At 36.1% G+C, this 24,605-nt stretch carries 23 protein-coding genes, 1 other RNA gene and 1 pseudogene; 6 read left to right on the forward strand and 19 right to left on the reverse strand.

The genetic code is table 11. The features are described from left to right. Positions 1-34: 34 nt before the first annotated feature. From ENH66_00500 to ENH66_00525, 6 genes are all read right to left on the reverse strand, one after another. Positions 35-1,345 (reverse strand): glycine--tRNA ligase, encoded by a 1,311-nt coding sequence (locus ENH66_00500; protein HDZ54183.1) that lies wholly within the window; start codon positions 1,343-1,345, stop codon positions 35-37. Between the two features lie 255 nt (positions 1,346-1,600). Next, positions 1,601-3,241 carry a hypothetical protein gene (locus ENH66_00505; protein ID HDZ54184.1) on the reverse strand — a complete coding sequence of 547 codons (1,641 nt, stop codon included), beginning with the start codon at positions 3,239-3,241 and terminating at the stop codon, positions 1,601-1,603. A gap of 65 nt (positions 3,242-3,306) precedes the next feature. Continuing rightward, entirely contained in the window at positions 3,307-4,044 is a 738-nt protein-coding gene (gene recO, locus ENH66_00510) for a DNA repair protein RecO (GenBank protein ID HDZ54185.1), read from the reverse strand. Positions 4,045-4,082: 38 nt separating this feature from the next. Then, positions 4,083-6,935 (reverse strand): isoleucine--tRNA ligase, encoded by a 2,853-nt coding sequence (locus ENH66_00515; GenBank protein ID HDZ54186.1) that lies wholly within the window; start codon positions 6,933-6,935, stop codon positions 4,083-4,085. After that, positions 6,932-7,513 (reverse strand): histidine phosphatase family protein, encoded by a 582-nt coding sequence (locus ENH66_00520; GenBank protein ID HDZ54187.1) that lies wholly within the window; start codon positions 7,511-7,513, stop codon positions 6,932-6,934. Before ENH66_00520 ends, ENH66_00515 begins: the two co-directional genes overlap by 4 nt. Positions 7,514-8,034: 521 nt before the next feature. Then, complete coding sequence (locus tag ENH66_00525; GenBank protein HDZ54188.1) at positions 8,035-9,735, reverse strand: arginine--tRNA ligase; 1,701 nt, start codon at positions 9,733-9,735, stop codon at positions 8,035-8,037. A 204-nt stretch (positions 9,736-9,939) separates the two neighbouring features. Between ENH66_00525 and smpB the strand changes: the two are divergent. From smpB to ENH66_00550, 5 genes and pseudogenes are all read left to right on the forward strand, one after another. Beyond that, positions 9,940-10,377 (forward strand): annotated as a pseudogene (gene smpB / locus ENH66_00530) (SsrA-binding protein SmpB). 4 nt (positions 10,378-10,381) lie between these two features. Continuing rightward, positions 10,382-10,737: a transfer-messenger RNA gene (gene ssrA, locus ENH66_00535) on the forward strand. Positions 10,738-10,839: 102 nt separating this feature from the next. Next, on the forward strand, positions 10,840-11,427 hold the full coding sequence (locus ENH66_00540; protein ID HDZ54189.1) for a translation initiation factor IF-3: 588 nt from the start codon (positions 10,840-10,842) through the stop codon (positions 11,425-11,427). A gap of 54 nt (positions 11,428-11,481) precedes the next feature. Beyond that, on the forward strand, positions 11,482-11,667 hold the full coding sequence (gene rpmI / locus ENH66_00545) for a 50S ribosomal protein L35 (GenBank protein HDZ54190.1): 186 nt from the start codon (positions 11,482-11,484) through the stop codon (positions 11,665-11,667). Positions 11,668-11,686: 19 nt separating this feature from the next. Continuing rightward, positions 11,687-12,037, forward strand: a complete 351-nt coding sequence (locus ENH66_00550; GenBank protein HDZ54191.1) for a 50S ribosomal protein L20 — start codon at positions 11,687-11,689, stop codon at positions 12,035-12,037. Between the two features lie 405 nt (positions 12,038-12,442). Here the strand turns inward: ENH66_00550 and ENH66_00555 are convergent, their stop codons facing one another. The 11 genes from ENH66_00555 to ispH form a co-directional block, all read right to left on the reverse strand. Continuing rightward, the gene (locus ENH66_00555; protein ID HDZ54192.1) at positions 12,443-12,685 is read right to left on the reverse strand and encodes a hypothetical protein; all 243 of its coding nucleotides are present in this window, start codon (positions 12,683-12,685) and stop codon (positions 12,443-12,445) included. Positions 12,686-12,789: 104 nt separating this feature from the next. Continuing rightward, the gene (locus tag ENH66_00560) at positions 12,790-13,701 is read right to left on the reverse strand and encodes a hypothetical protein (GenBank protein ID HDZ54193.1); all 912 of its coding nucleotides are present in this window, start codon (positions 13,699-13,701) and stop codon (positions 12,790-12,792) included. A gap of 83 nt (positions 13,702-13,784) precedes the next feature. After that, the gene (locus ENH66_00565) at positions 13,785-14,288 is read right to left on the reverse strand and encodes a hypothetical protein (GenBank protein ID HDZ54194.1); all 504 of its coding nucleotides are present in this window, start codon (positions 14,286-14,288) and stop codon (positions 13,785-13,787) included. Then, positions 14,257-14,544: an MGMT family protein gene (locus ENH66_00570; protein HDZ54195.1), complete on the reverse strand. Its 288-nt coding sequence runs from the start codon at positions 14,542-14,544 to the stop codon at positions 14,257-14,259. Before ENH66_00570 ends, ENH66_00565 begins: the two co-directional genes overlap by 32 nt. A gap of 1 nt (position 14,545) precedes the next feature. Beyond that, positions 14,546-15,793, reverse strand: coding sequence for a glycosyltransferase (locus ENH66_00575; protein HDZ54196.1), 1,248 nt, complete (start codon positions 15,791-15,793; stop codon positions 14,546-14,548). Between the two features lie 82 nt (positions 15,794-15,875). Further along, the gene (locus ENH66_00580; GenBank protein ID HDZ54197.1) at positions 15,876-16,370 is read right to left on the reverse strand and encodes an NUDIX domain-containing protein; all 495 of its coding nucleotides are present in this window, start codon (positions 16,368-16,370) and stop codon (positions 15,876-15,878) included. 444 nt (positions 16,371-16,814) lie between these two features. After that, a complete protein-coding gene (gene polX, locus ENH66_00585) occupies positions 16,815-18,575 on the reverse strand; it encodes a DNA polymerase/3'-5' exonuclease PolX (protein ID HDZ54198.1) in 1,761 nt (586 codons plus the stop codon). A gap of 89 nt (positions 18,576-18,664) precedes the next feature. Then, the gene (locus ENH66_00590) at positions 18,665-19,069 is read right to left on the reverse strand and encodes a YjbQ family protein (protein HDZ54199.1); all 405 of its coding nucleotides are present in this window, start codon (positions 19,067-19,069) and stop codon (positions 18,665-18,667) included. Continuing rightward, a complete protein-coding gene (locus ENH66_00595; GenBank protein ID HDZ54200.1) occupies positions 19,066-19,278 on the reverse strand; it encodes a DUF1858 domain-containing protein in 213 nt (70 codons plus the stop codon). Before ENH66_00595 ends, ENH66_00590 begins: the two co-directional genes overlap by 4 nt. Continuing rightward, positions 19,266-20,333 carry a flavodoxin-dependent (E)-4-hydroxy-3-methylbut-2-enyl-diphosphate synthase gene (locus tag ENH66_00600; GenBank protein HDZ54201.1) on the reverse strand — a complete coding sequence of 356 codons (1,068 nt, stop codon included), beginning with the start codon at positions 20,331-20,333 and terminating at the stop codon, positions 19,266-19,268. The genes ENH66_00595 and ENH66_00600 overlap by 13 nt, the downstream gene beginning before the upstream one ends. 180 nt (positions 20,334-20,513) lie before the next feature. Then, positions 20,514-21,353, reverse strand: coding sequence for a 4-hydroxy-3-methylbut-2-enyl diphosphate reductase (gene ispH / locus ENH66_00605; GenBank protein ID HDZ54202.1), 840 nt, complete (start codon positions 21,351-21,353; stop codon positions 20,514-20,516). A 75-nt stretch (positions 21,354-21,428) separates the two neighbouring features. On the opposite strand from ispH, the gene ENH66_00610 reads away from it, so the two are divergent. Continuing rightward, positions 21,429-22,508, forward strand: a complete 1,080-nt coding sequence (locus ENH66_00610; protein HDZ54203.1) for an RNA 3'-terminal phosphate cyclase — start codon at positions 21,429-21,431, stop codon at positions 22,506-22,508. A 172-nt stretch (positions 22,509-22,680) separates the two neighbouring features. Here the strand turns inward: ENH66_00610 and ENH66_00615 are convergent, their stop codons facing one another. Further along, positions 22,681-23,331 (reverse strand): hypothetical protein, encoded by a 651-nt coding sequence (locus ENH66_00615; GenBank protein ID HDZ54204.1) that lies wholly within the window; start codon positions 23,329-23,331, stop codon positions 22,681-22,683. A gap of 107 nt (positions 23,332-23,438) precedes the next feature. Then, positions 23,439-24,533, reverse strand: a complete 1,095-nt coding sequence (locus ENH66_00620) for a CapA family protein (GenBank protein ID HDZ54205.1) — start codon at positions 24,531-24,533, stop codon at positions 23,439-23,441. Positions 24,534-24,605: the final 72 nt, after the last annotated feature.

Here is a 24,605-nt window from a genome sequence, read left to right on the forward strand (position 1 = left end):
AAATTATACAAAAAATGGTGGGGGCTTTTGGTTATTACAATTTTTGCCTTAGAACCTCAACTAAATCATTAACTTTTACTCTCTCTTGCTTCATCGTATCACGATCTCTAATGGTCACATCGTTTTGTTTTAAAGTCTCAAAATCGATCGTAACTGCGTACAAAACTCCGGTCTCGTCCCCCCTACGGTATCTTCTGCCAATTGAACCCAATTCATCGTATTGAGTAATAAAATGAGGTTTTAATATTTGATAAACTTCTTTGGCTTTTTTAACTAATGCTGATTTATTCTTAACCAAAGGCAGAACTGCTATTTTTATTGGCGCTAAAGATTTATGAAGTTTAAGTAAAATCTCGGTCTCTTTGACGGCTTTAGTGGTTTTAGTCCTGCCGCCTTTTATTTCTTGATAGCTATCTATCAAAAAAGCAAAAAGAGATCTTTCCACTCCAACCGATGTTTCAATAATATAAGGAAAGTATTGTTCTTTAGTTTCTTCATCAAAATATTTCAAGTCTTTTCCTGAATATTTTGAATGGTTAGATAAATCCCAATCTCCCCGATTATGAATTCCCTCAATTTCTTTCCACCCAAAAGGAAATTTATACTCAATATCTATTGCCCGCTTGGCATAATGGGGAAGTTCAGATTCTGAGGCCTCTTTTATCCTTAAGTTTGATTTTTTGATTCCCAAGCTTAAATACCACTTCATTCTCTCTTTCTTCCAAAAATCAAACCATCTGGCTGCTGTTTTTGGGTGGCAAAACCACTGCATTTCCATCTGCTCAAATTCTCGAGTTCGATAAATAAAGTCTTTTGGAGTAATTTCATTTCTGAAGGATTTTCCAATCTGAGCTATCCCAAAGGGGATTTTCAACCTCATTGAATTTAAAACATTTTCGAAATTCACGTAAATCCCCTGGCAGGTTTCGGCCCGCAAATAAGTCTGGGTAGCTTTTTCTTCAACCGCTCCAACAAAAGTTTTCATCATTAAATTAAATTTCCGGGGCTTGGTTAGCTGACCACCGCATTCAAGACATTTTGAATCTTTTGACTCATCTAACCGAAATCTTTTATGACATGATTTGCATTCAACCAATTCATCTGCAAAGCCGGCCGTCAAGTGGCCGGAAGCCTGCCAAACTTTAGGCGACATTAAAATAGCTGCATCTAAGCCGACAATATTGTCATGCAATCTTATCATTTCGTTCCACCAAGCTTTTTTAATGTTGTTTTTAAATTCTACTCCCAAAGGCCCGAAATCATAACAAGACCTAAAACCGCCATAAATCTCAGATGACGGAAAAATAAAACCCCGCCTCTTTGCGAGACTGACTATTTTTTCCATTAAATTAGATTGATCTTTTAAATATTTTTCTTTCATTTAACGGACAAAGAGTAAAAGAGGCGCCCGCTCCGACTCGCCCGCTCCGACTCGCCATCTTCGGCAAGGCTGGGCGGAGACGAGGCGAGAGGCTCGCCCCCAACGGGGGCGGCCCGTCGCCTGCCTCGTAGGCCGAGTACACAAATTTTATGTACTTCGGTCCTGTGGGGTTTAACTAGTGATGCGATTTTTTACATGAAACCATCCATGTTTTAATTTCTACTGGACAATGCCTTGTTGGTTAGAAATCGTTGGATCATCTGGTAAGTTTGTTTTAATTACCGAGTCTTCCTCTCTAATGATGAATTCTGTCCAGGTATCTTCGCCTATTATTCTAGCCCCGGGAATAAGATCTACAACCTTTCCTTTCTGGGTTGGTTTAGGCGTAAATTTAATTTGGAAATTAATTTCTTGGCCTTCTTTCCCTGCCAAAAGATCTCCAATGTCCCAAACGATTTCTCGGCTGCCTGGATCAAAAGATAATTTTGCTTCTTTGACCTCAATTTCTCCGGTTAACCATACTGTTGAAGGCAAGGTTGCTTTAGCTTTTACATTTTTAGTGTCATTATAAAAACTTTTGACCTGCCAGTATATAGTATAAGTCGTAAAAGAACCTACTTTAGGAGGGATAGAACCTGTATTTTGAAACGGCCCTTGGTTGAAAAAACCTTTTTGGGAAATAACAAGTTTTGAATTAATCTTAGTAATAATCTCTTCTTTTGCTTGGTTAAGGTTAATCTTTGCTTTAATCACGGGATTCCTCAGGCCAGAAGAAAATTCTTTTTTCACCTGAACCCAAAATTCAACTTTTCCTTCTTCCAAAGATGGTAAAAGACGAAGCTGAGGAACCATTATTTGATCCCAATAGATAGTTCCAATTTCTTTCTGGAATTTACCAGAACCCGGCTGTAAATTATCGAAATCTAAAGTATCTCCTTCTAATTTCACTCTTAAAAATAAATTTTCCAGGGCGGTTTCGCCAATGTTCTTGAAAGAAATTTCATAATGCAAATAGTCATCGGGATTAGCCGTATATTGAGGAGAGCCATTTACTTGCCAATAAATATAGATTGAAGGCTCAATTAACTCTAAACCCTTGGCAATCTCTTTTAAAACAATCGCATTATCTTGGTGCCAAGAAATCAACCGAGCTCGAAAAATTTTCCGCGAAAAAACTTCACCGGCTAATTTTCCCTCAATCTCTATTCTTCCTCCTTGGGCTTTATTTAAAAGACTAATTTCCCATTCATTCTCAGCTAAACCTTTTGGTTTGCTGTTTATGAATTCAAAACCTTGAGGGTAATCAATTTCTATTCTTAGATTAGAAAGAGGGAAATCAACGTTTGAAAAATAGTTAAGCCTTATTTTAATATTTTTACCAGCTTCCAATTTGGAAGAAAAATCAAATTCAAAAGTTAGGGGAATAAATTGTATTAAGGCAGTGTGAGAAGTGCTCAATTCAAAACGAGTATTTAAATTTTTAACCCTATAACTCAAAGCAACTTTGGCTTTCTTGGCTTCGTTTTCTTTCCCTAAAAGCCTCGCTTTAAAAGAAAGGGTCTTTTCTTCGCCCGGATAAATGTTTTCAAGGTCCATCTCTTGCCTTAAGGATTTTCCTTCTTCAATTACTGCCCCTTCGGGATATTCGAAAATAAGCCTTGGCTCCTCTATAGTAAGGTTGCCATTGTTTTTATATTTAACTAAATACTCAATCTCCTGGCCTAACTCTATTTCAGTAAGGGCTAAAATTTCTAACTTCAAAATTCCTTTCGAAAAAAAGTTTTTTTGGTAATACCAGACCGCTGATCCTATTAGTAAAATAACTAAAATGATAAATATGGTAAGAATTTTTCTACGCATAGTCTTATAAGATCGATCTTATTATTAATATCAAGATTAATCCTAAGATTAATATAACAAAGAGGTTAAGGGCTCGGAATGACTGACCTTGCAGAGCAAGATAAATACAAATCGGAAATTCCGTTGAGAAGTTTTAGGTCGTGATCTGATGCTTTGAGGCGTGAAATCGTCTTCCAGTCTTTTATCAAAATGAATCTTAATATTTTTGTAGTGTCGGGAGAGATCTCTTCGCCTATTTTTGATTTTTGAAAACAATTATTGCAGATTACTCCCCCTTCCTGAGGATTAAAAAATAACAGAGAAGGAATTAACTTTTTCTGACAGATTAAACAGTTATAAAGTTCCGGTTTATACCCTAAAATAATAAGAAGCTTCCAAAAAAAATAGTGATAAATTAACTGAAAGTTCTTTACTGATGACTGATGACTATTTAAAATTCTAAAAGTTTTTAGGAGTAAGCTCCAGATCATTTCTTCTTTTTCTTCAGTTCCTGCTAAAACGTCTAATGACGCTGCGATCTTGCCGGCAATAATTAATTTTCCCAAATCCTTTTGTATCTGAGGGAATTTCTCAATAAGAATAGCGTCAGTTAAGGTTTTGTGGATTTTCCCCCGAATAAATTCAATATCAGAAAGATAGAAAATATCAGCCCCAGATCTTAATTTCGATTTAATTTTTCTTATCGCTTTCCCCAAAATTTCAACTTTCCCATAATCTTTTGTATAAACCGTAAAAAATTGATTAGCTTCGCCACGATCTATTTTTCTTAAAATCAAACCTTGAGTCCGATAATGAATAAACATACATTTCTCGACTACTTCCGTAATTTAATGATCTAATATTAATTAATTTTTTTTATAGCTATTCTGGTGTTATCGCCATCACTTTTAATTTCTTCTTCATGGTCGAAGCTCTTGTCGGCTTCGCCGCCTATGCTAACTACTTCAGACAAAGTTTCTTTGGCAATGAAATCTTTGTTTTTTTCTAAAATTTCATTTACGGCTTTGGATGAGGAATTATATAGAACAACAATTTTATCTTCAGGTTTTAGATTTAATTTTTTTCGTATTTTATTACTATGACGAATAATATCTCGGATTATTCCCTCTTCTGCTAACTCGGGGGTAATCTCGGTGTCAAGCTTAAGCTGATTTTCTAGGTCTTTGTTGAAAACCACCTCTTTAACATTAATTTCTTCTCTTATTAAATCTACCAATTCCTCCCCCGGTCTTTCCTCTTTTACTTCTATTTTTTTTAATGGCTGACGCACTTTAATGCCGGCCTTTGCTCTTTCCGCTAAAGCCAGATTAACGATTTCTCTGGTTTTTTTCATCTGTTCTTCTAGTTTCTGGTTAATTAAATTATTGTCTAATTTAGGATAAGCTACCAGATGAACCGATTCTTCTTCTTGACTGTTTAATGTTTGGTATATTTTTTCAGAGATGAATGGACAAAAAGGAGCCAAAAGTTTAGACAGTTCCAAGAGCACATAATAAAGAGTTTGGGAAGCTTCTTCTTTCTCTTCTCGTTTTACGGGTCTCTGGAACCTCCTTCGAGAACGCCGGATATACCAATTCGATAAATCATCGACAAAATTTTCAAATAATCTTGCTGCTCCCACTATATCATAATTATCCAAATTTTTAATTACGTGAGATTTTAAGGTTTCGAGACGAGAAATCACCCAATTATCAAGCAAGTTAGCTGATTGGAAGTTTTTGATCGGCTGAAATTTTTCATCGATATAAATTGAAAAAAATGTCTGGCTATTGTTTAAAGTATCGAAAAATTTTCGATACAATGTCTGGATATCTTTGAGGTCAAATTTCTTAGGCTCGGCAATAGGATTGGCGGTATAGAAATAAAATCTGGCAACATCAGCTCCGTATTGATCAATAATATCCTTGGGCCAAACCAAATTGCCTTTTGATTTTGACATTTTTTGACCTTTAGCATCCAAAACAATACCATTGGAAACAACGTTTTTATATGGATTTCCCAAATTTAAAAGCGTTGAAACTGCTAATAATGTATAAAACCACCCTCTTGTCTGGTCAATCCCCTCACAAATATAATCCGCCGGGAAAGAAATCTTCTTGTCAATCCGATCTTTATTCTCAAAAGGATAATGCCATTGAGCAAAAGGCATACTTCCTGAATCAAACCAACAATCAATTACTTCTATTGTTCTGCGCATTTTTCCGCCACATTCACATTTAAAAATAATTTTATCGATGTGGGGCCGGTGTAAATCTTTTATTTTTTCTCCTGATTTGTTGGTTAATTCTTCGATACTTCCGATACAAATTGTTTTCTTGCATTTTTCGCAAATCCAGATTGGCAAAGGCGTTCCCCAATACCTTTCTCGAGATAAATTCCAGTCCTTAATATCTTTTAACCATTCGCCAAATCTTCCTTCTTTTAAATGTCCCGGAACCCAATTAATTTTCTTATTATTTTTAATTAAATCTTCTTTAATAGCTCTCATTTTAATGAACCATGAAGTTTTCGCATAATAAAGCAGAGGAGAGTCACAACGCCAGCAAAAAGGATATTCGTGTTCATACGTCTCTTCTTTGAAAATTATATTTCTTCCCAGAAGATCTTTAATAATTAAAGGGTCAGCTGTCTTCACAAACATTCCTGCCCAAAGCTTAACTTCTGCTTTAAACTTTCCCTCTTCATCAACCGTCATTAAAATAGGCAGATCGTTTTGTTTGCCAGCTTCCATATCTTCTTCGCCAAAAGCTGGGGCTATATGAACCAGACCTGTCCCTTCTTCTGCTGAAATAAAGCTGCCTGAAATTATAAAATAAGCTTTTTTGTCTAATCCTTTTGCCTTAAACAAAGGCTCGTATTCCAAGTTTAAGAGTTTTTCTCCTTTAAATTCCTCTTCTATTGTATATTCTTCTTGAATTGCATCTAATCTTTCTTTGGCCAAGATTAAGTAATCTTTGCCAACTTTTGCTTTTACATAAGAAAACGTTGGATTCGCTGCTATGGCTACGTTTCCTGGTAATGTCCAGGGAGTGGTGGTCCAAACCAGGAAATAAGTGTTCTCTTTCTCTTTTGCTTTAAATTTTACATAGATTGAATTTTCTTTTATCGATTTATAGCCCTGGGCAACTTCGTGCGAAGAAAGAGAAGTTCCACATCTCGGACAATAAGGAACAACCTTATAATCTTGATATAAAAGACCTTTTTCCCAAATCTGTTTTAGAATCCACCATAAAGATTCAATATAATTATTAGAGCAAGTAATATAAGCATTATCAAAATCTAACCAGAAAGCAATTCTTTCGGTAAATTCTTCCCATTCTTTTTTGTAGGCAAAAACGCCGTTTTTGCACTCTTGAATAAATTTTTCTATCCCGATCTTTTCTATATCCTTTTTAGATTTAATGTTCATCTTTTTCTCAGCCTCTACTTCTGCGGGCAAACCATGGGCATCCCAACCAGCCTTTCTTTCAACGAAAAAACCTTGCATGGTTTTATAGCGCAGAATTATATCTTTTAAAGCTCGAGATAAAAGATGATGAATACCGGGCAGACCATTGGCATAGGGCGGTCCCTCATAAAAAACAAAACGAGGGCCATTTTTAGTCTTTTCCAGGCTTTTCTCAAAAATTTTATTCTTCTTCCAAAATTCCAAAACCTTTTCTTCTATTTTTGGTAATTCAAGCTCAAGTTTCATAAAAGTTTTCGAAGCTCACCAACTTCTGGAAAAGTAGTCTTATACTTTTCTCTCGAAAGTTCTTTATTATTTAATCCCTTCACCCACCCGTCCAAGAGCCATAGAGGATCACCGTGGCTTATAATTAAAATTCTTTTATTTTTGTGTTTTCTGTCAATTATTTTTATAAAACTTACTATTCTTTTTCTGCAATCTGACCAGCTTTCGCCTTTGAGCGGTTTTTTATAGAATCTCTTTTTGCGATCCGGGAAATCTCGATAGAATTCTTCTTTAAGCCGACCGTGATAAATTCCTAAGTTTATATCCCTTAGTCTTTTATCATAATTAATTTTTAGGCCCAGCTCTTGAGTTACAATACCGGCAGTCTGGCGCGTCCGAAAAATATCCGAAGAATAAATCAGATCAATTTTCTCATTTTTAAGCTTCTTTGCAGCTGCTTTGATCTGCTTTACTCCTTTTCTCGTTAATTTTACGGGCGGGTTGTCCGGCCAATTATAAATAAATTTTTTCTCTTTTGTCTGATGGGTTGTCTGCCCGTGCCTTAAAATAAAATATTGATTATTAAGCTTTTTTTTCATTATATTCTTTAGATTATCATTTCCGTATCAAAATTTCAATTTAAATTGGAATTTTGAGGAGACCCCGATCTACCCCGCCCTCTATGCTAATAGTTCATAGTATTAAGATTTAGAAAATGATTAATGCTTAATTCTTAAGCTTTCCCCTTGAATTTGCTATTACAGAGAGCGGGGTTAGGGCGGGGTAAGGGTTTTTTTCAATAAAAAAGAGGCCTTTAGCCTTTCATCTGGAATTGCCTGAGTTAAATTTATATTTATTCCAAAGACCCTCGGCTATTTTAGCCTTACCGGGTCCTAAGAAAAATCAAATTTATCAATTCCTTTCAAGTCTAGAAAAAAGCTTTTTAGTCTGTTTGGTGCGTTTAAGTCAAAATCCACGCCCCGGCAACCACGACCATAACCGCCGTAATCAGAATATATCCTCCGGTTGGTTCGGGACTCTTTGAGAAAACTGTTAAGACCTCGATTCAACATAAAGTTAGTCTTCTTTTGATAATTATAATAAAAAGTAAAAACTATTACTACATTCTCTCCGGGGCGGAAATTCCCATCAAACTTAAGGTGTTTTTCATAACTGTTTTTGTAGCCAAAACTAATCCCATGCGAGCTTCTGATAAAAGTCTATCTTCTGTCCCCATACCAGAACCTTCGGTTTGGTGCGGGGCAGGCAAAACGCGGCAGTCTCGATAAAATTGATGGAAACTTGCGGCCAAATCAATAGCATATTGAGGAATTCTCTGAATCTGATAATCTTTGGCCGTATCTTCAATAATTTCAGGTAATCGAATCAGCCCTTTAATAAGCTCAAGCTCCGATGGATGGGTCAATAGTTTAAGTTTGGAATTTGGAATTTTGCTGGATCGAATGTGGTGAGAGACTCCCCGAAGGGTTGCTTTTGAATTTGTTTCGAATTTCGATATTAGAATTTCGGATTTACCGCATTTGCGCAATATTGCGCAAATGCGGGCATGGGCGTATTGAACATAATAAACCGGGCTTTTGGCTGACCTTTTTTTAGCTAATTCAACGTCAAATTCCATTTGGGTATCAAAGGATTTCATTAGATAAAAAAATTTGACCGTGTCCAGCCCAACTTCGTCAATTAAACTTTCTAAGGTTATAATTTTCCCCTTCCTCTTTGAGATTTTCCCTCGTTTCAATCTCATCATTTGAGAAATCAAAATATCTAATTGACCTTTGTAGCCTAAAATTTTACTAATGGCTTCAATTTTAGGAACATGGCCTTGGTGATCTGCTCCCCAGATGTCAATGATTTTTTGGAAATTCCTGCTAAATTTATCTTTATGATAAACAATGTCTGATAAAAAATAAGTAGGCTCGCCTGTTTGACGAATAATGACTTCATCTTTTGGGGCTCCGAATTTTGAAATTCTAAGCCATTCTGCTCCTTCTTTTTGATAAATTAACTTTTTCTTTTTTAGCCAATTATAAACTTTTTTAATTCTACCTTCTTTATAAAATCTTTCTTCTGAAATCCAACTGTCAAATTTAATTTTTAATTTTCTTTCAATAAAGTTCTTTATATCTTTTTGAATCTCTTGAGCTATTAAATAACCTGTTTCACTCTCGCTTTTATTTTTAAATTTAGGTTGTAATTTTCTAACTTGAGAAATTAAATATTCATTTAAATAGGTTTTTCCTCTTCCCAAGGCAGTCTTGCCAAGCAGTCTTATCTGGGTATTGACTTTGGCATTGTTTATTAAATATTCCCGAGTTACTTTATATCCTGCTTTTTCTAAAACATTAGCTAAAGAATCTCCAAAAAAAGCTCCCCGGCCATTACCCAAATGAAGAAGTCCTGTAGGATTAGCTGAAATAAATTCAATATTAACTGTTTTATTTTTGCCAATTCGCAAAACATCAGACCTTTCTTTTATAATTTCTTCAACTTGTTTTTGTAGGTACTTTTTTGAAAGAAAAAAGTTGATAAATCCTGGTGTAACTACTTCGATTCTTTCAAAAAGTCTTGTTTTTTTATTAATAATGAACAGTTGGCTGCTAATGATTTTTGCTATCTCCATCGGATTTTTCTTTACTGTTCTGACAATTTGCATTGCTATATTTGTGGCATAATCTCCATGGGTTTTCTCTTCTGGGTGTTCAATCCCAATGTCTGAGATATCAAACTTGGGGAAGACTCCCTTTTTTTGAACGGTTTTTATTGATTTTTCTATCAATTTAGTGATTTCTCTTCTTATCATCAACCTTAGTTTACCTTATTTTGCTTAAAAATTAAAGAATTTAATGCTAAACTAGAATTAATGAACCTCGTTAGAAATTTAATTATATTGATTACTGCTAGCGGGGTACTCAACTATGATTTCTAGCGGAATGAAAATTCTAGCTGAAAACCCCATGCCAAAACCTTCGGTTCGGTACGGGGCAGGCAAAAAAGCTTACTACACATGACAACTCTTGCTGAGAATAGAAATGCTTACTTTAATTATGAAATCCTGGAAAAGTTTGAGGCAGGTTTAGTTTTAATTGGCCAAGAGGTAAAATCAATTAAATTGGGAAGAATGAATTTAGCCGGTTCCTATATTGTAATAAAAAACGAGGAGGTATATTTAATTGGATGTCATGTTCCTCCTTATCAGCCCAAAAACGCTCCCCCAGATTATAATCCAGAAAGGTCTCGGAAACTTCTTTTAAAAAAAACAGAGATTGAATATCTGATCGGAAAAACCAAGCAAAAAGGCTTGACTTTAATGCCTTTAAGGGCGTATACTAAAAAAGGTAAAATAAAATTAGAATTTGGGATAGCTAAAGGCAGAAAAAAAGTTGATAAAAGAGAATTAATCAGAAAGAGAGAGACTGAAAGAGAAATGGAAAAAGAATTAAAACTTAGGGGATGAAAGGCTTCGATAAGGAATTGATATAAAATAGGCAAGTCGAGCAATGTAGTCAGCTCGCTAAACTGTCTACAACCGAAATAGGTGCCAACTTATTTCAAAAACCTGCATTAGCTTACGCTTAATGCCATCTGACCGGCTAATTCTCGATAGGCCGGAGCCAGGTGTCAAATCTGTCGAGATAGATAGTTTATTCAAGGACCTAGAAAGACTATCGAACAAAGACAGGTCCGAGGTAAAAAGATTTCGCTCGATTAAAACTTTTTATCCCTAAATAAAATCGAGCTAAACTTGTAGAACTGTTTTATAAAAATTCTTTAGACGCGGGTTCGATTCCCACCATCTCCACTCTTTCGCTCCTTTCGGAGCTTCGCCCGTCCCCCGCAGCGACCATAGCTACGGAGGATAGAGAGTGCAAGTACCGTGCACGACGAATAGTAATAGAATGAAGGAGTGTCTTTCGAAGCCTTCTTGTCCTCCGTAGCTTTATGCGAAGGAGGGGACGGAGGAGGACTACAAATAATATATTTGTTTAAAAAACTTTTAATAAACAATCAAATAAGATCTCCTCGTGTTCGGGTAATTGATGAAGCTGGAAAACAGCTGGGGATTATACCGTTGCAAGAAGCGCTCCAGATAGCTAAGGGGCGCAATTTAGATTTAATGCAAGTAACAGAGAGGGTAGAACCGCCCGTTTGTAAATTAATGGATTACGGAAAATATATCTATTCAGAACAGAAAAAAGCCAGAAAGGAAGCTCAAAAACAAAAGAGCGGACAACTCAAACAGATCAGAATTTCTCTTGGTATTTCTCCTCATGACTTAGAGGTTAAAACAATTCAAGCAAAAAAATTTTTGAAAAGAGGGGATAAAGTAAGGATTGAAATGCGCCTAAGGGGAAGAGAGAGAAGTTTTGGGCAGCTTGCAAGAGAAAAAATGAGTAAATTTACAGAAATCCTGAAAGGTTCAGTTGCTATAAAAATTGAGCGAGAATTAAAAAAAGAGCCTCGTGGATTAACAATGATAATCTCAAAGGAATAATCTTTGAAACGTTAAGTCTAATGATCGCGGGGTCATATTCATAATTTTATTAATATGAAAACCAGAAAATCCATTCTAAAAAGATTTAAAATCACCAGAACGGGGAAGATTTTACGCCGACCGGTTGGCCAAGATCACTATTTGGCAAAAAAATCAGGCAAAAAAAGAAGACAAAGCCGAAAATGGGTTACAGTATCAAAACCTGAAACCAAAAGAATTAAAAAATTAATTTCAATTTAGCAAATTAATAGTCTTAATTATGGTAAGAGTTAAACGAGGGAAAACTGCCCATAAAAGAAGGAAACATTTATTAAAATATGCCAAGGGTTTTCGTTGGGGAAGGAAATCGAAATATAAACTAGCGAAAGATGCCCTCCATCATGCCTGGAGTTATGCCTATCGAGATAGAAGGGTTAAAAAAAGAGAATTTAGGAAATTATGGCAGATCAAAATTAATGCCGCTGTCAGAAGTTTGGGCTTAACTTATAGCAAATTTATAAATTTATTGAAAAAAAATAAGATTGAGGTTGATAGAAAAATATTATCTGAGCTCGCCCAAAATCACCCAGCAATATTTCAAAAAATAACTGAAAAAATAAAACCGAAATAGGGTTAAATTGACATAATTTTTACTAAAAGTCATAATAAAAAAAGGTGGCTTTCGGGGAAATGTAAAAACCGGCAATATCGGGTTCTCCTCCCTTACCGTATTGCTTCCCAACCGCCTTTGTGCGGCATATTTCCGCGGAGGCCACCCTCGTTCTTTCTTCAACAATTTGCCAAAAACTCTTCGGTAATGACTTTTGCTAAGGCCTCTTGATGAGAGGCCGCTTTTTTATAGAAAACAAAAGGTCGCCTAACGATTAGGCGACTTTTTCAATCAGATTCCTTATTATGACTAAGATTCTTTAATTACGACGGGGTATTCTCCGGTAAAACAACCATAAATATCTGAAAAAATAGTTAAGAAAATAGGAGAAAAATAAAAAACCGAGCAATATAAAAATATGGTCCACTAAGCCATGGTAGGTCTTTTTGGGTCTTTATGAATTAAAGCCAAAACCTGAGTGGGACGTTTTGTCCAAACTTGTCGGTCTTTAGCTAACTTTTTGATTTCATTACGAGTCAATCTCACCAAACTAAGTTTACCATTATTACCACACCTGGAACAACAATTTTCATCCACATCAGTAATTGCTCCGCATTCACACTTCTTCCATGGGTACTTTTTCACCTTTTTCTTTCTCTCCTTTCCCATTGTTAAGGTTCAGACCCTCCACTTTTTGACTATCACTTTTTTGCTTTTAAGTAAACCCCCACACCAATGGGGCACGGGTATTTATTTGCGTGAAGCACAACACCTCATCTGGCATGGAGGTAAAGTGGTCGAATGTCAGCTTCTTTTTGAAGCTCTTTTATGTTTTTGAATCCTTGTTTTTGTAAACTTTGTTTAACACCAGCTATAAGCTTCGGCAAAAAATCATGACCTGATCCTCGGTAAGGAACTTTGATAACTTTGCCTTCGGCAACTTTTATTTTTGTTTTTTCAATCCCATATCTGAAGGCACCTCTTTTTTCCATAGCCTCGAGAGAACCCATTCCTCGATATTTCTTAACCATTCTGTTTTCTTCGTAATCAAACTCTTTCTCGCCAGGCGATTCGTCTAAAGAGGCAAACAAAGACCCCATCATTACTGTTTGAGCTCCAAGGGCTAAAGCTTTGGCAATATCTCCGGGCTTTGCAATATCTTGATTTGCAGTATCTGGAATTTTTATGCCGCCATCAGCAATAATCGGAAAAAAGCCGTATTTTGATTCTAATTTTTTTGCTTCTTGAATACACTTCCAGACAACCGAAGCCTGAGTTCTGCCGGTACCAAGCTCTTGTTGGGTGACGCAAGCTGCCCCTGGCCCCATCCCTACTTTTAAAGCATCGCAATGTTCCGGTACTTCGGTGATTATTTTTCTAACCATTTCAGCCGAATCGACATTTCCCAAAACTATTTCTATTTCAGGAAAGTTCCCTTTTGTCCATCTGGCAATTTCTAATTGTTCTTTGCAAACCACTGAAGAATCGATGACAATCCCGTCAATGCCGGTCTCAACGCCTCTTTTAATTCTTTCTTTGGCCAGCTCTAGCCTTGATTCAACGGCGATAAATACTCTTAACTGTTTATTCTCGTTCTTGGTCGCCAGAGGATACCTTTCATTTTTTCTCATATCGCTGTCTGTTACCAAGGCAACAATCTTATTTTCTTCATCAATAATTGGCAAGGTGTCAAGGTTATTTTCTTTTATAATTTTATTGGCTAAATTTAAATCGTTATTATATATTATCTCTTTTTTTTGGACAACAATTAATTTTTTTTAGGGGTCATAATCTCGATTAATTCTGTCTCCGTGCCTTTACGATATCTAACATCTCGATGGGTAACAATCCCGATTAATTTTGAGTCCAAGGTTCCGTCTTCGGTTATGGGAATACTAAAGAAACCATATTCTTCAGCAATTTTATAAACATCACCGATATTATTCTTGGGAGACAAAACTATGGGCTTGAAAACAAATCCTGCTTCAAATCTTTTCACCTTTTCAGCTTCGTTAACTTGTTCGTCAATCGTAGAAAAATTATAATGAATCACTCCAATGCCACCAAATAAAGCCATTAAAATCGCCATTTTAGATTCACATACTGTATCCATGGGAGCTGCAACCAAAGGAGTCTTAAGAATCACTTTTTTAGTAAAGTGGGTGGTTAAATCAACTTCATCCCTCTCAAAATCAGGAAGACGGTTAGAAATTAAGGTAATGTCTTGGTAAGAAAATTCTTTATTGATTAGATCTGAATGTAATTTTGCCATGTTTGATTATTATACCTTCTTTTTGTAATAATTTAATTTTCTTTTCTGAACCGTTTCTATAGCCGCCAATTTCTCTGTTCGATTTTACAACCCGGTGGCAAGGAGCATTAGGGTCTTTGTTTTGATTCAAGGCATTACCCACAACCCTCCAAGCCCTTGGAAAGCCCGCCATCTTTGCAACTTCTTTATAGGTTAACGTTCTTCCTCGAGGAATCTTTTTAACAACCCGAAGGACCTTCTCCCGAAAAGAAACCATTTTAAATCAATTCTTTAAAAAGTCTTAGATAATCTCTTAAAAGTCTCGGCATTAAAAACTTTTCTTTCACGGTCTGATGAGCAGCCGAACCTATGTCTTGGGATAGTCGCGAATCTCTTATGAGCTGAACGATTCTTTCGGCAGCTCCTTCTGGACTAGAAACCAAAAAGCCATTTTGGCCATTTTTTATTTGAATTTTAATGCCTCCAACCCTTCCTCCAATTACTGGTTTTCTCTTCCACATAGCTTCAGTAACGGTCAAGCCAAAACCCTCTCTAATAGATTTCTGTAGAACCACATCGGAACCCGTTTGAAAAGCATTGACAAAAGTGTCAACTTTTAAACTGGCTAATTCTTGAGGGTTGGAAAATAGGAAAATATCTGGATCGCCCTTGGCAACTCTTTGGGTTTCTTTAAAGACCTTTAGGGCTTCTGGGTCATCAAGGGCTAAAAAAAGACCAACTAAAGCTAACTGCAGGTTAGGAATCTTTTTCTTGGCTAATTTGTAGGCCGTAATAACCCCTAAGGGATCTTTCCAGGGATCAAAACGGGAAATCTGGGAAACTAAAGGTTTTTTTGGATTAATTCTAAAACTTCTCAAAATAGATTTTGCCATTTTCAACGATAAAGGCTTATTTTTGTTAGTAAAAGGATTAATAGCTGGAGGAAAAATTTCGATTTTTTTTCTGGGAAGATCTTTGGATGCAAAATCTTTAACACTAAAAATAATCCTATCGTACATCAAAAGGAAAGGCTCAATAAAACTCCAAGCCTCTCTGTTTGGCCGGGAAGTATCAATATGAATATGAGAAATTGAGGGATGAAAATCTGGCAGGTAATGAATAATACCAAGAGGCTGAGGGTCATGGATAACCCAGATGTCAGCTTCCATATCAAGCATTAACTTGGCAGCTCTTTCCATATGATAATGATAAAGTCTCCTTGATTGAAAGCTCAAAGAATATTCTTTTCCTTGAAGAGCATTATGAATTTCTTTAGTTAAACCGAAAAATTTTTTGCCCGGTGGGATGACATACCAGTTAGCATTAATACCCATCCCTTTCATTAAGGGAATTAGATTAGCCAGAATTTCAGCCACTCCCCCGCCCTGAGGTGTAGAGTTTATCATTACCACTTTCAATCTCTTCAAGCCTTTGGCCAAGCTCTTAACTTCCCTAAATAGTTCGTCAGAAATAACTCTCTTGTATTTTCTTAATGATAGGGTTGGGGTTTCAACAATTGGCAGCATAAGGTGAATTGCTACATTGTTCTATTGCTACATTGTTCTATCGATTCCAATTTAACAATTTAACAGTTTGACAATGTATCAGTTATTTTTCCAAAAATTGGCGGGCCTTCCTCAAAATCTCTTTTGCGTTGTCAAAAGTAAGTTGATTGAAGGCTTTCTCGTAAGCAAGCCACTGATAACCGATATGCTCAAAAGAGATTTTTACATCTTCTGTCTGTGTTTTTGCTAAGTAGAATGTAACGATCTTAAAAATAGCTTGCCCTTTAAATCTGAAAAAGTATTTAATATGTTCTTTGAATCCTTCAATGATTTCAATATCATCCAACCCTGTCTCTTCTTTAATCTCTCTTTTGGCGGTGTCTATTTCTTCTTCCCCTTTTTCAATATGACCCTTGGGAAAATCCCAATAGTCCTTTTTAGGCTTAGAGCCGGATGGATAATGCAATAATAAATATTTTATTTCTTTATTCTTGCCCCATAGTGAACTTGCTTGCCCCGTAGGGAATTTGTTCTCCTTCGGGGTTCTACTCCGGGGTTGTCTAAAAATAATTGCTCCGGCTGATTTTTCAAGTGGCATTTTTTTTCTTATTATACCAATTTTCATAAGAACTCAAAACGGCTCGCCTCAGCGAACCGTTATTATAATTCTCTTTTTTATAAATGCGGAATTATCTACCTGAAATATTTCAGGAGTTTATCCAAGGATTGAGTATTAATTATATCTTCTTTCTCGGCCCACCCGTCGTTCTGCTCTCTTTCGCTTCACTCAAGCGCTCGCCTTCGGCCAGCTTCGCTCCACTCCCCGGATATCTCTCGATTTCTGGTGTTTTCGTCTGTGGCGAAAGCTTTTTTTCACCCCGTTAGAAATTCCGTATTTTATACTTTCCACCAGAGAGTAAAAGTTAATTATAATTCTTTGGTAATAGAACTTCTAACGGGGCAAGCGGAGAAACGCCCACTGTTCACACACGGCCCAGTTTCCCCGACCCCCTTCTGGAGCTGGCGACTGCTCTTATTTTGTTTAGTATCCCTTTAAAAATTTTATCATTTTAGCCAATGGGTAAACATTGATAATATCTTCAGCAGTTGCCCAGCCCCTGCGGGCTTGAGCTATGCCATACTCGATATATCTCAGTTGATCTATGTGATGGGAGTCGGTATTAATTATCATTTTGACTCCTGCCTCCTTTGCCTTTCGGATGTTTCGATCATTTAAATCTAGTCTTTCAGGGCAAGAGTTAATTTCCAAAATTGTGCCGGTTTCTTTGGCTGCCCTGAAAATTTTACCAAGATCAATCTGGTATTCATCTCTCCTCTGGATTAATCTGCCCGTTGGGTGAGAAATAATATCAATGTTTGGATTTTTCATAGCTTCAATCATTCTTTCTGTCATTTTATCTTTTTCCATTTTAAAACTGGAATGAATACCAGCTATTACATAATCCAATTTCGCCAAAGCCTCGTCTTTGATGTCTATTGATCCATCATTTAAAATATTAGTTTCTGCTCCTTGCAAAATCATGAATTTTATCTTTTTCTTTTGAAAAATTTCGTTTAACTTATCAATTTCTTTTTTTTGTTGAGATAGCTGCTTTTCATTTAATCCATGCTCAATTCTTAGAAACTTTGTGTGATCAGAAATTCCAATATACTCATATCCTATATCCATTGCTGCTTTTGCTATTGTTTCAATAGAATTTACTCCTCCGTCCCAGCTTGAATGGCAATGCAAATCTCCTCGAATATCATTATAACCAATAACTTCGGGCAATTTTCTCTTCAAGGCTGCTTCAATTTCTCCTTGATCTTCTCTCATTTCCGGAGGAATCCAAGCAAGGCCTAAAGCTTTATAAATCTCTTCTTCTGTTTTACCGGCAATCATTTTCTTACCCCGAAACAATCCATATTCATTTAATTTTAAACCTTTATTAATAGCAACCTTCCGCAAAATAATATTATGTCCTTTAGAACCAGTAAAATATTGTAAAGCAGATCCGTAGCTTTTTTTTGGAACTACTCTAATGTCCATATCAAAACCCTCTTTCATTCTCACTGAAGATTTGGTTAAACCCTTACCCCAAATTTTAACGATCCCTGGAAGAGAAGTGAAAAAATCCATTATTTTATCCGCCGAAGCCTTGGCGAAGGCGGGCTTTTTGAATTCTTGAATGGTTACCAAAAAATCAACGTCGCCAATAGTCTCTTTCACCCTTCTGACAGAGCCCGCTAACGATATTTTTTCAACCTCTCTTAACTTTTTTAACTTTTCATAAGTTTCTGTTACTCTTGGTATTATTTCCCCTAATAAAAATCTGCCTTTACTTCTTTTTACAAAAGCAATTCCTTCTAAAATATTTCTTTCAGTTTTTTCGCCAAAACCAAATAAAGACGCAATTTTATGCGCCTTGGCTGCTTTTTCTAAATCTTTTAAGTTCTTAATGTCTAATTTTTGATACAAAATTTTAACTTTTCTTGGACCCATTCCTTCAACTCGGGTTAATTCTTCCATGTTAACCGGGGTTTTCTTTTTCAGGCTCTCATAACTTCTAATCTTCCCGGTCTTTAAATACTCTTCAATTCCTCCTGCTATGCCTTTACCAACTCCGGGTATTTCTTTCAATGCCTTCTGCCCGCCTTTTTTATAAATCTGAGCTGCGTCTTCTTCCAAAGTCTCTAAAGCAATAGCCGCCCTCCGATATGCATAGGGTTTAAAAGCTATTCCTTCCATTTCTAAAAAATCAGCAATCTCGTAAAATATTTGAGCTAATTCCTGATTTTTCATATCTTTATAAATTATCCGCTATCCTCACACAACGAATATTAACGAATCATTAAAGCGAGGCGACTACTGACTTTTTTTGTTAAGCTCATCTATTTACCAACTACTTGCACTGTTATTTCTCTTTCTCTTGCCCGATTATCAAAATCAATGAGAATAATTTGCTGCCATGTTCCAAGCAGTAAACTTCCATTTACAATCGGCACAGTTAAAAACGGCTTCAATAAAGCTGATCTTATGTGGGCGTAACCATTGCAATCACCCCATTTTTTACAATGCTCATAATCTTCTGACATTGGAGCAATTTTCTCAAAAACTCTTTTTAAATCTGCAACCGCTCCTTCTTCGTATTCAAGGGTGGTTAAACCCGCGGTCGATCCCGGGCAAGAAATTAAGCAAATTCCCTCTTTAATTTTCGATTTTTCAACCGCCCGGGAAACTTGACCGGTAATATCAATAATATCATTGAATCCTTTTGTTGAAATCAAAAATTTCATTTATTTTTCTTGGTTTTAATTGTTTTATTTAAATCTTCTAAAATTTTTTTGAGATCAAATCGATAAGCTTTGGCCATTTCTTCAATGGTCTCAACCTGAGCAATGGGACAACCAAAGCAATATAGCCCCAGATCAATAAAAACGGAGGCGGTTTCCGGGTACTTCTGAGCAATCTCTTTAATTGTCATTTCTTTTGTTATTTTTTCCATAAAACTTTCTTTAGAAAAGATTTTACCTCTGTTGGTTTAATATTTTGAATAAATTTCCCCTTTTTAAAAATTGCGGCTTTCTTGTTTTCCATTCCTACGATCGCCAAATCTACTTCCCGAGCTTCTCCTAATCCGTTAACAATACAACCCATTATTGCGATTTTAAGGGGTTTTTCTTCAAATTTATCGGAAAAACCTTCAATATATTTTACAATATCTTCGACTGGAATTTTAGTCCTGGCGCAGGTTGGACAGCTAATAATCGTTAGTCCTCGGTCTCTTAGTCTTAAGCTTTTTAAAATTTCCCAGCCAACTTTCACTTCTTCAATGGGCGAACCGCTCAAAGAAATCCTAATGGTATCGCCAATGCCTTCTAAGAGTAAACTGCCAATACCAATGGAAGATTTGACGATTCCTGTTCTTGCCCTTCCGGCCTCGGTAATTCCTAAATGAAGCGGCCAATTCCCTCTGCCAGCCAAAATCTTATAAGCTCTAATAGTGGTTAAAACATCAGTTGCTTTTAAAGAAACTACTATATCTTTAAATTTCAGCTTCTCTAAAAATCTAATTGACCTCATTGCAGATTCAACTAAAATTTCAGCTGTAATCTTTTCTCGATATTTTTTTAATAAATCTAATTCCAAAGAACCGCTATTGATCCCTATCCTTATTGGAATATTCTTCTTCTTAGCTTTTTCAACTATCGCCTTTACTTTCTCTTTGTCGCCTATATTGCCCGGGTTAATTCGAATCTTATCGGCTCCCTGATTTATTGACTCAATGGCTAATTTATAATCAAAGTGAATATCAACAACTAAAGGAATATTTATTTGTTTTTTTATTTTTCTTATTGCTTTGGCTGATCTCATATCCGGCACCCCAACCCGTACTATTTCGCAACCTGATCTTTCTAGCTCTTTAATTTGTCTTACTGTCGCTTTTACGTCTTTAGTTGCGGTATTGGTCATTGACTGAACAGAAATAGGATTTTTACCGCCAATTTTTACATTGCCTACTTTTATTATTCTAGTTTTTCTTCTGTTTATCTTTTGCATACCCCGTAGGAAATTAAATATTTTCCGTTGTTATATTAAGACCTTTGGATATCTCCATAATTATTGTTATTTACATAATCAAGGGTTTTTGAAGGGAAAATATTTGAAAATGTCTATGTCCCAAGGAAATCTAATATTGAACGCGCCATCTTGTCTTATCCACGAAAACCCTCTTGTTTCCTACGGGGCATAGCTTTTTAATTTTTGAATTACTTCTTTAATCAACCAATCGGGAGTAGATGTGCCAGTGGCTATCCCTAATGTTTTGACATTCAAAAACCGTTTCTTTTTTAATTGGCTTGCGTTTTCAATATGATAAACTGGTTTTCCAACTGCTTTGGCAATTTCTACCAGCCTATTAGTATTAGCACTGGTTTTCGACCCAATAATTAACAATAAATCTACTCTTAAGGCTAATTCTTTTAGCCCTTCTTGATAGGCTGAAACACTTGGGCAAATGGTATTATAAAATTTAAGATTTTTAAATCTCTTCTTAAGTACTCTTATAATTTCTTTAACTTTTACTGGATTCTGAGTAGTCTGGGCTATTATTGCTAAAGACTTATTTTTTATTTCTAGCCTAAAGGCCTCTTCTTCACTATCGATAATGATTCCTCTTCTTTTTATAACTGCCTGAATTGATCTGATTTCTTTGTGTTCTTTGTCGCCAATAATAATTATCTGGTTTCCTTTCTCGTGAAGATCTTTCGTTAAGTCTTGAACATTTTTTACTAAAGGACAGGTCGCATCAACCATTTTAATGCCCATCTCCTTTATCCTTTGCAGGACTTCTGGATCCTCTCCATGAGTAGGAATGATTATCACACCACTTTTTGCTTCATCTAAAGAATTAATAAATTCTACGCCTGATTCTTGAAGTTTTCTTATAACGCTTTCGTTGTGAACCAAAGGGCCCAACACCTGACAAGGTCTTACTGCTTTTGACGTCTTTAATGCTAAATTAAAAGCTCTTTTTACCCCAAAACAAAATCCTACCTTTGTAGCTAAAATTATTTCCATAAACAGTAATTTTTCAAATTTTAATTGGTACTCCTTTTACACCTCTTGTTCTTATTATAGAATAAATAGAGATTTATGAATAACGATTTAATTGAAATTGACGGATCTATTGGTGAAGCTGGCGGCCAAATATTAAGGACAGCTGTGGCTTTGGCGGCAGTAACTAAAAAACCCTGCCATGTATTTAATATTCGAGAGGGCAGGCCAAAGCCGGGGTTAGCAACCCAACATCTTTTGGGAATTCAGGCCTTAGCTCGGCTCTGTGATGGAAAATTAGAAGGAGATTATCTGGGTTCAGAAGAAATTAAATTCTATCCAGGTGAAGTTTACAGAGGCCGGGCCTCTGTTAATATTACTACTGCAGGAAGTATAGCTTTGGTTTTGCAAGCTTTAATTTTGCCGGCTTTGTTCGCCCCAGAACCAATTAAAATTTATTTTGACGGTGGATCTACCGACACCTTTTTCTCTCCAACCATTGACCATTTCCGCTATGTATTTTTAAAAATCTTAGAAAAGATGGGGATGAAAATAGAGATAAATATAATCAGACGAGGTTTTTATCCTGAAGGTGGTGCAAAAGTTGAAGTTATAGTTCATCCCCTCCTTCGGCAAGCCCGCCTGCCGGCGAGGCAGGGTTCCGGCGGGCAGGCCTCTAAACTAAACAGTGTGAATTTAATTGAAAGAGGTAAGCTTAAAAAAATTACAGTAACTTCAGGCGCTTCAGAATTTTTACAAGACAAAAAGGTAGCTGAAAGGCAATTAGCTGGAGTAAAAGAAATTTTAGGAAAATTAAAATTGTCCCTTGAAGAAAAAATTGAATATTATCAAACTTCCTGTCCGGGAAGCCAAATCTGCTTAATTGCTGAATTTAAAAATACAGTCATTGGGACTGATAATTTGGGGAAATTAGGGAAAAGAGCTGAAGATGTCGGCAAAGAAGCTGCTTTAGAATTATTAAAAGAACAAAAATCTGAAGCTTGTTTAGATAAACATTTAGCCGACCAAATTTTACCCTATATGGCTCTTGCCAAAGGCAAATCCCAAGTAACCGTCTCAGAAATAACCGATCACTGCAAAGCCAACATCTGGGTAATTGAAAAATTCATTGATGGAAAGTTTAAGATAGATGGTAATTTAATATCTTGGAGTCCATAAAAAATATTGTCTGTTGGGATAAAAAAGCCCGCGCTAAAGCGCGGGCTTTTACAATCTCTTGCTAAAAATTTACGGAACTTGCCCCGTGGTCCTGAGGTCATCGAAGGATTTTACGGGGAAAACCGAAAAGTAGAATAGTCAGTCAATAAATGTAATAGCAGAGAGGATTTGGTTATTCAGGAAGCTTAAAACTGTTCACAACAGTCTCAAATTCTTCTCGAAACTCATATTTTCCGTCTTTTACTTTTGGTGCGCCTGTGAGCCATAGACGGTAAATGTATTTTTTGCCGTAGAGAATATAGGTTTCACCCCAAGATGTTTCACCTTTAAGATCCTCAATATCAAAGATTACTTGGCCAGGAATATTATTAATGGTTGTATTTTGTACTTTTCTTGTCAGGATTGCTCCATATGATGTTTTTTCTTGGTCTATCTCTTCATACTTAAACGTCTCTCTTTCTGAAAGATTATGCACATTTAAATAGACGAGGAATGTACCTGCCCAAATGGTTATCACTCTCCCTGGTGACTCTGGAAATCCTTCATATAAAGTCCATTGACTAGGGTAAGCTAGAGAATAAAAGTATTCCGGGCTTTCATATCGAATTGTTTGTGGTATGGGGGTTAGTGTCACTTCCTCTGGGACTTCTATTGCTGGTGGCTTTACTTCGGGTAGTCTTATTTCTATTTCAGCTAATCTTGTTTCCAGGCCTGCTATCCATAAATAGTAATAACCTAAAGTCCCTCCGCCAACAATGGCAGCCAAAACAACAACAATTAAGATGTATTGCAGATTAATTTTACCTTGGGTAATGAATGGCATATTGGGTTATTATAGCATGTTTAACACCCGACGTTAAACATCTTTACCACTTTTTTGATTATTCATATTTTCATTCTCCAACGATTTCTGGCTGGCCCCGTTAGAAATTAATCAGTAATTTCTAAGCGGGGCTGGAAGAATTGATTAATTCTAATTTCGATTGGGATGACTTCTTTTAATTCCGCGCGGAACGAGGAATCAAGGTTCTGAGGGACTTTACTCCTCACGGTTCTTATTTTACCGTCTTCAATCACAACTTTCAACATTAAGCCCTGCATTGTTTCTTTTGAAAAACCCTGGTCGAAAATAAAATTTCCTAAGGAATAGGCGATATAACCATCTTTATAGCGTTCGATTTCTTGAACAACATGGGGATGATGGCCAATTATTAAATCTGCCCCAGTATCAATAGCTAGACGGGCGAAGTATTTTTGTTCTGAAGTTGGTTGGGATTTATATTCCTCGCCAAAATGCATTGAAACAACGATTAAATCTGCCTGATTTTTAGCTTTTTTTATATCTTCTTCTAATCTTTCTTCTGTCAGCCAGCTAATTCCTGAACGTTTTCCTGTAGCTTCCCAATTTTTAGAACCTAAATTAGTATAAGCTAAAAAGGCAATTTCTATATCATTAATCTCTTTTATTATCGGCGAGTAAGCCTCTTTTTCGCTAAATCCTCCGCCAACATAATCTATTCCGGCCTCTCTTAGTCTCAAAAAAGTATCTTCCATTGCTTCCCGGCCATAATCAAAAATGTGATTATTAGCAACTGATAAAATATCAAAACCAGCATAATTGAATCCTTCGATTGCTTTAGGATTTGTCCGAAAAGAATAAATTGAGCCGACTTTGCTGCCTTTATCAGAAATTGGGCTTTCTAAATTTCCGAATAAAATATCGGCCTTCTCTAAGTCTTCAGCAATTTCCAAAAATGGGAATTTCCAATCTCCTTTGCCGTATTTATTTATCGACCATTCCACTCCCCGATTAAGCATAATATCTCCGACGAAAAATAAAGTTATTTCTGAGGGTGGCTTTTTAAAAGATATTAATACTTGAGCTTGAGAAATTTCTGAAATTTCCTTTTCAAATTTCTGGAATTCAACAATAAAAAAGCTACTACCAAAGGCAGCGATTAGTAAAATAATCAAAATAAAAATGAGTAAGTTTTGATACTTTTTTTTGAAAAAAAGAACGTGCATGTTACTTTCTTAGTATAACAAAAAACCCCACGCGTGAAGCACGGGGTTGTCATACGCAAAAACCCCGCGTCT

This window comes from Candidatus Nealsonbacteria bacterium (assembly GCA_011050465.1).
GTDB lineage: Bacteria > Patescibacteriota > Minisyncoccia > Minisyncoccales > RBG-13-36-15 > RBG-13-36-15.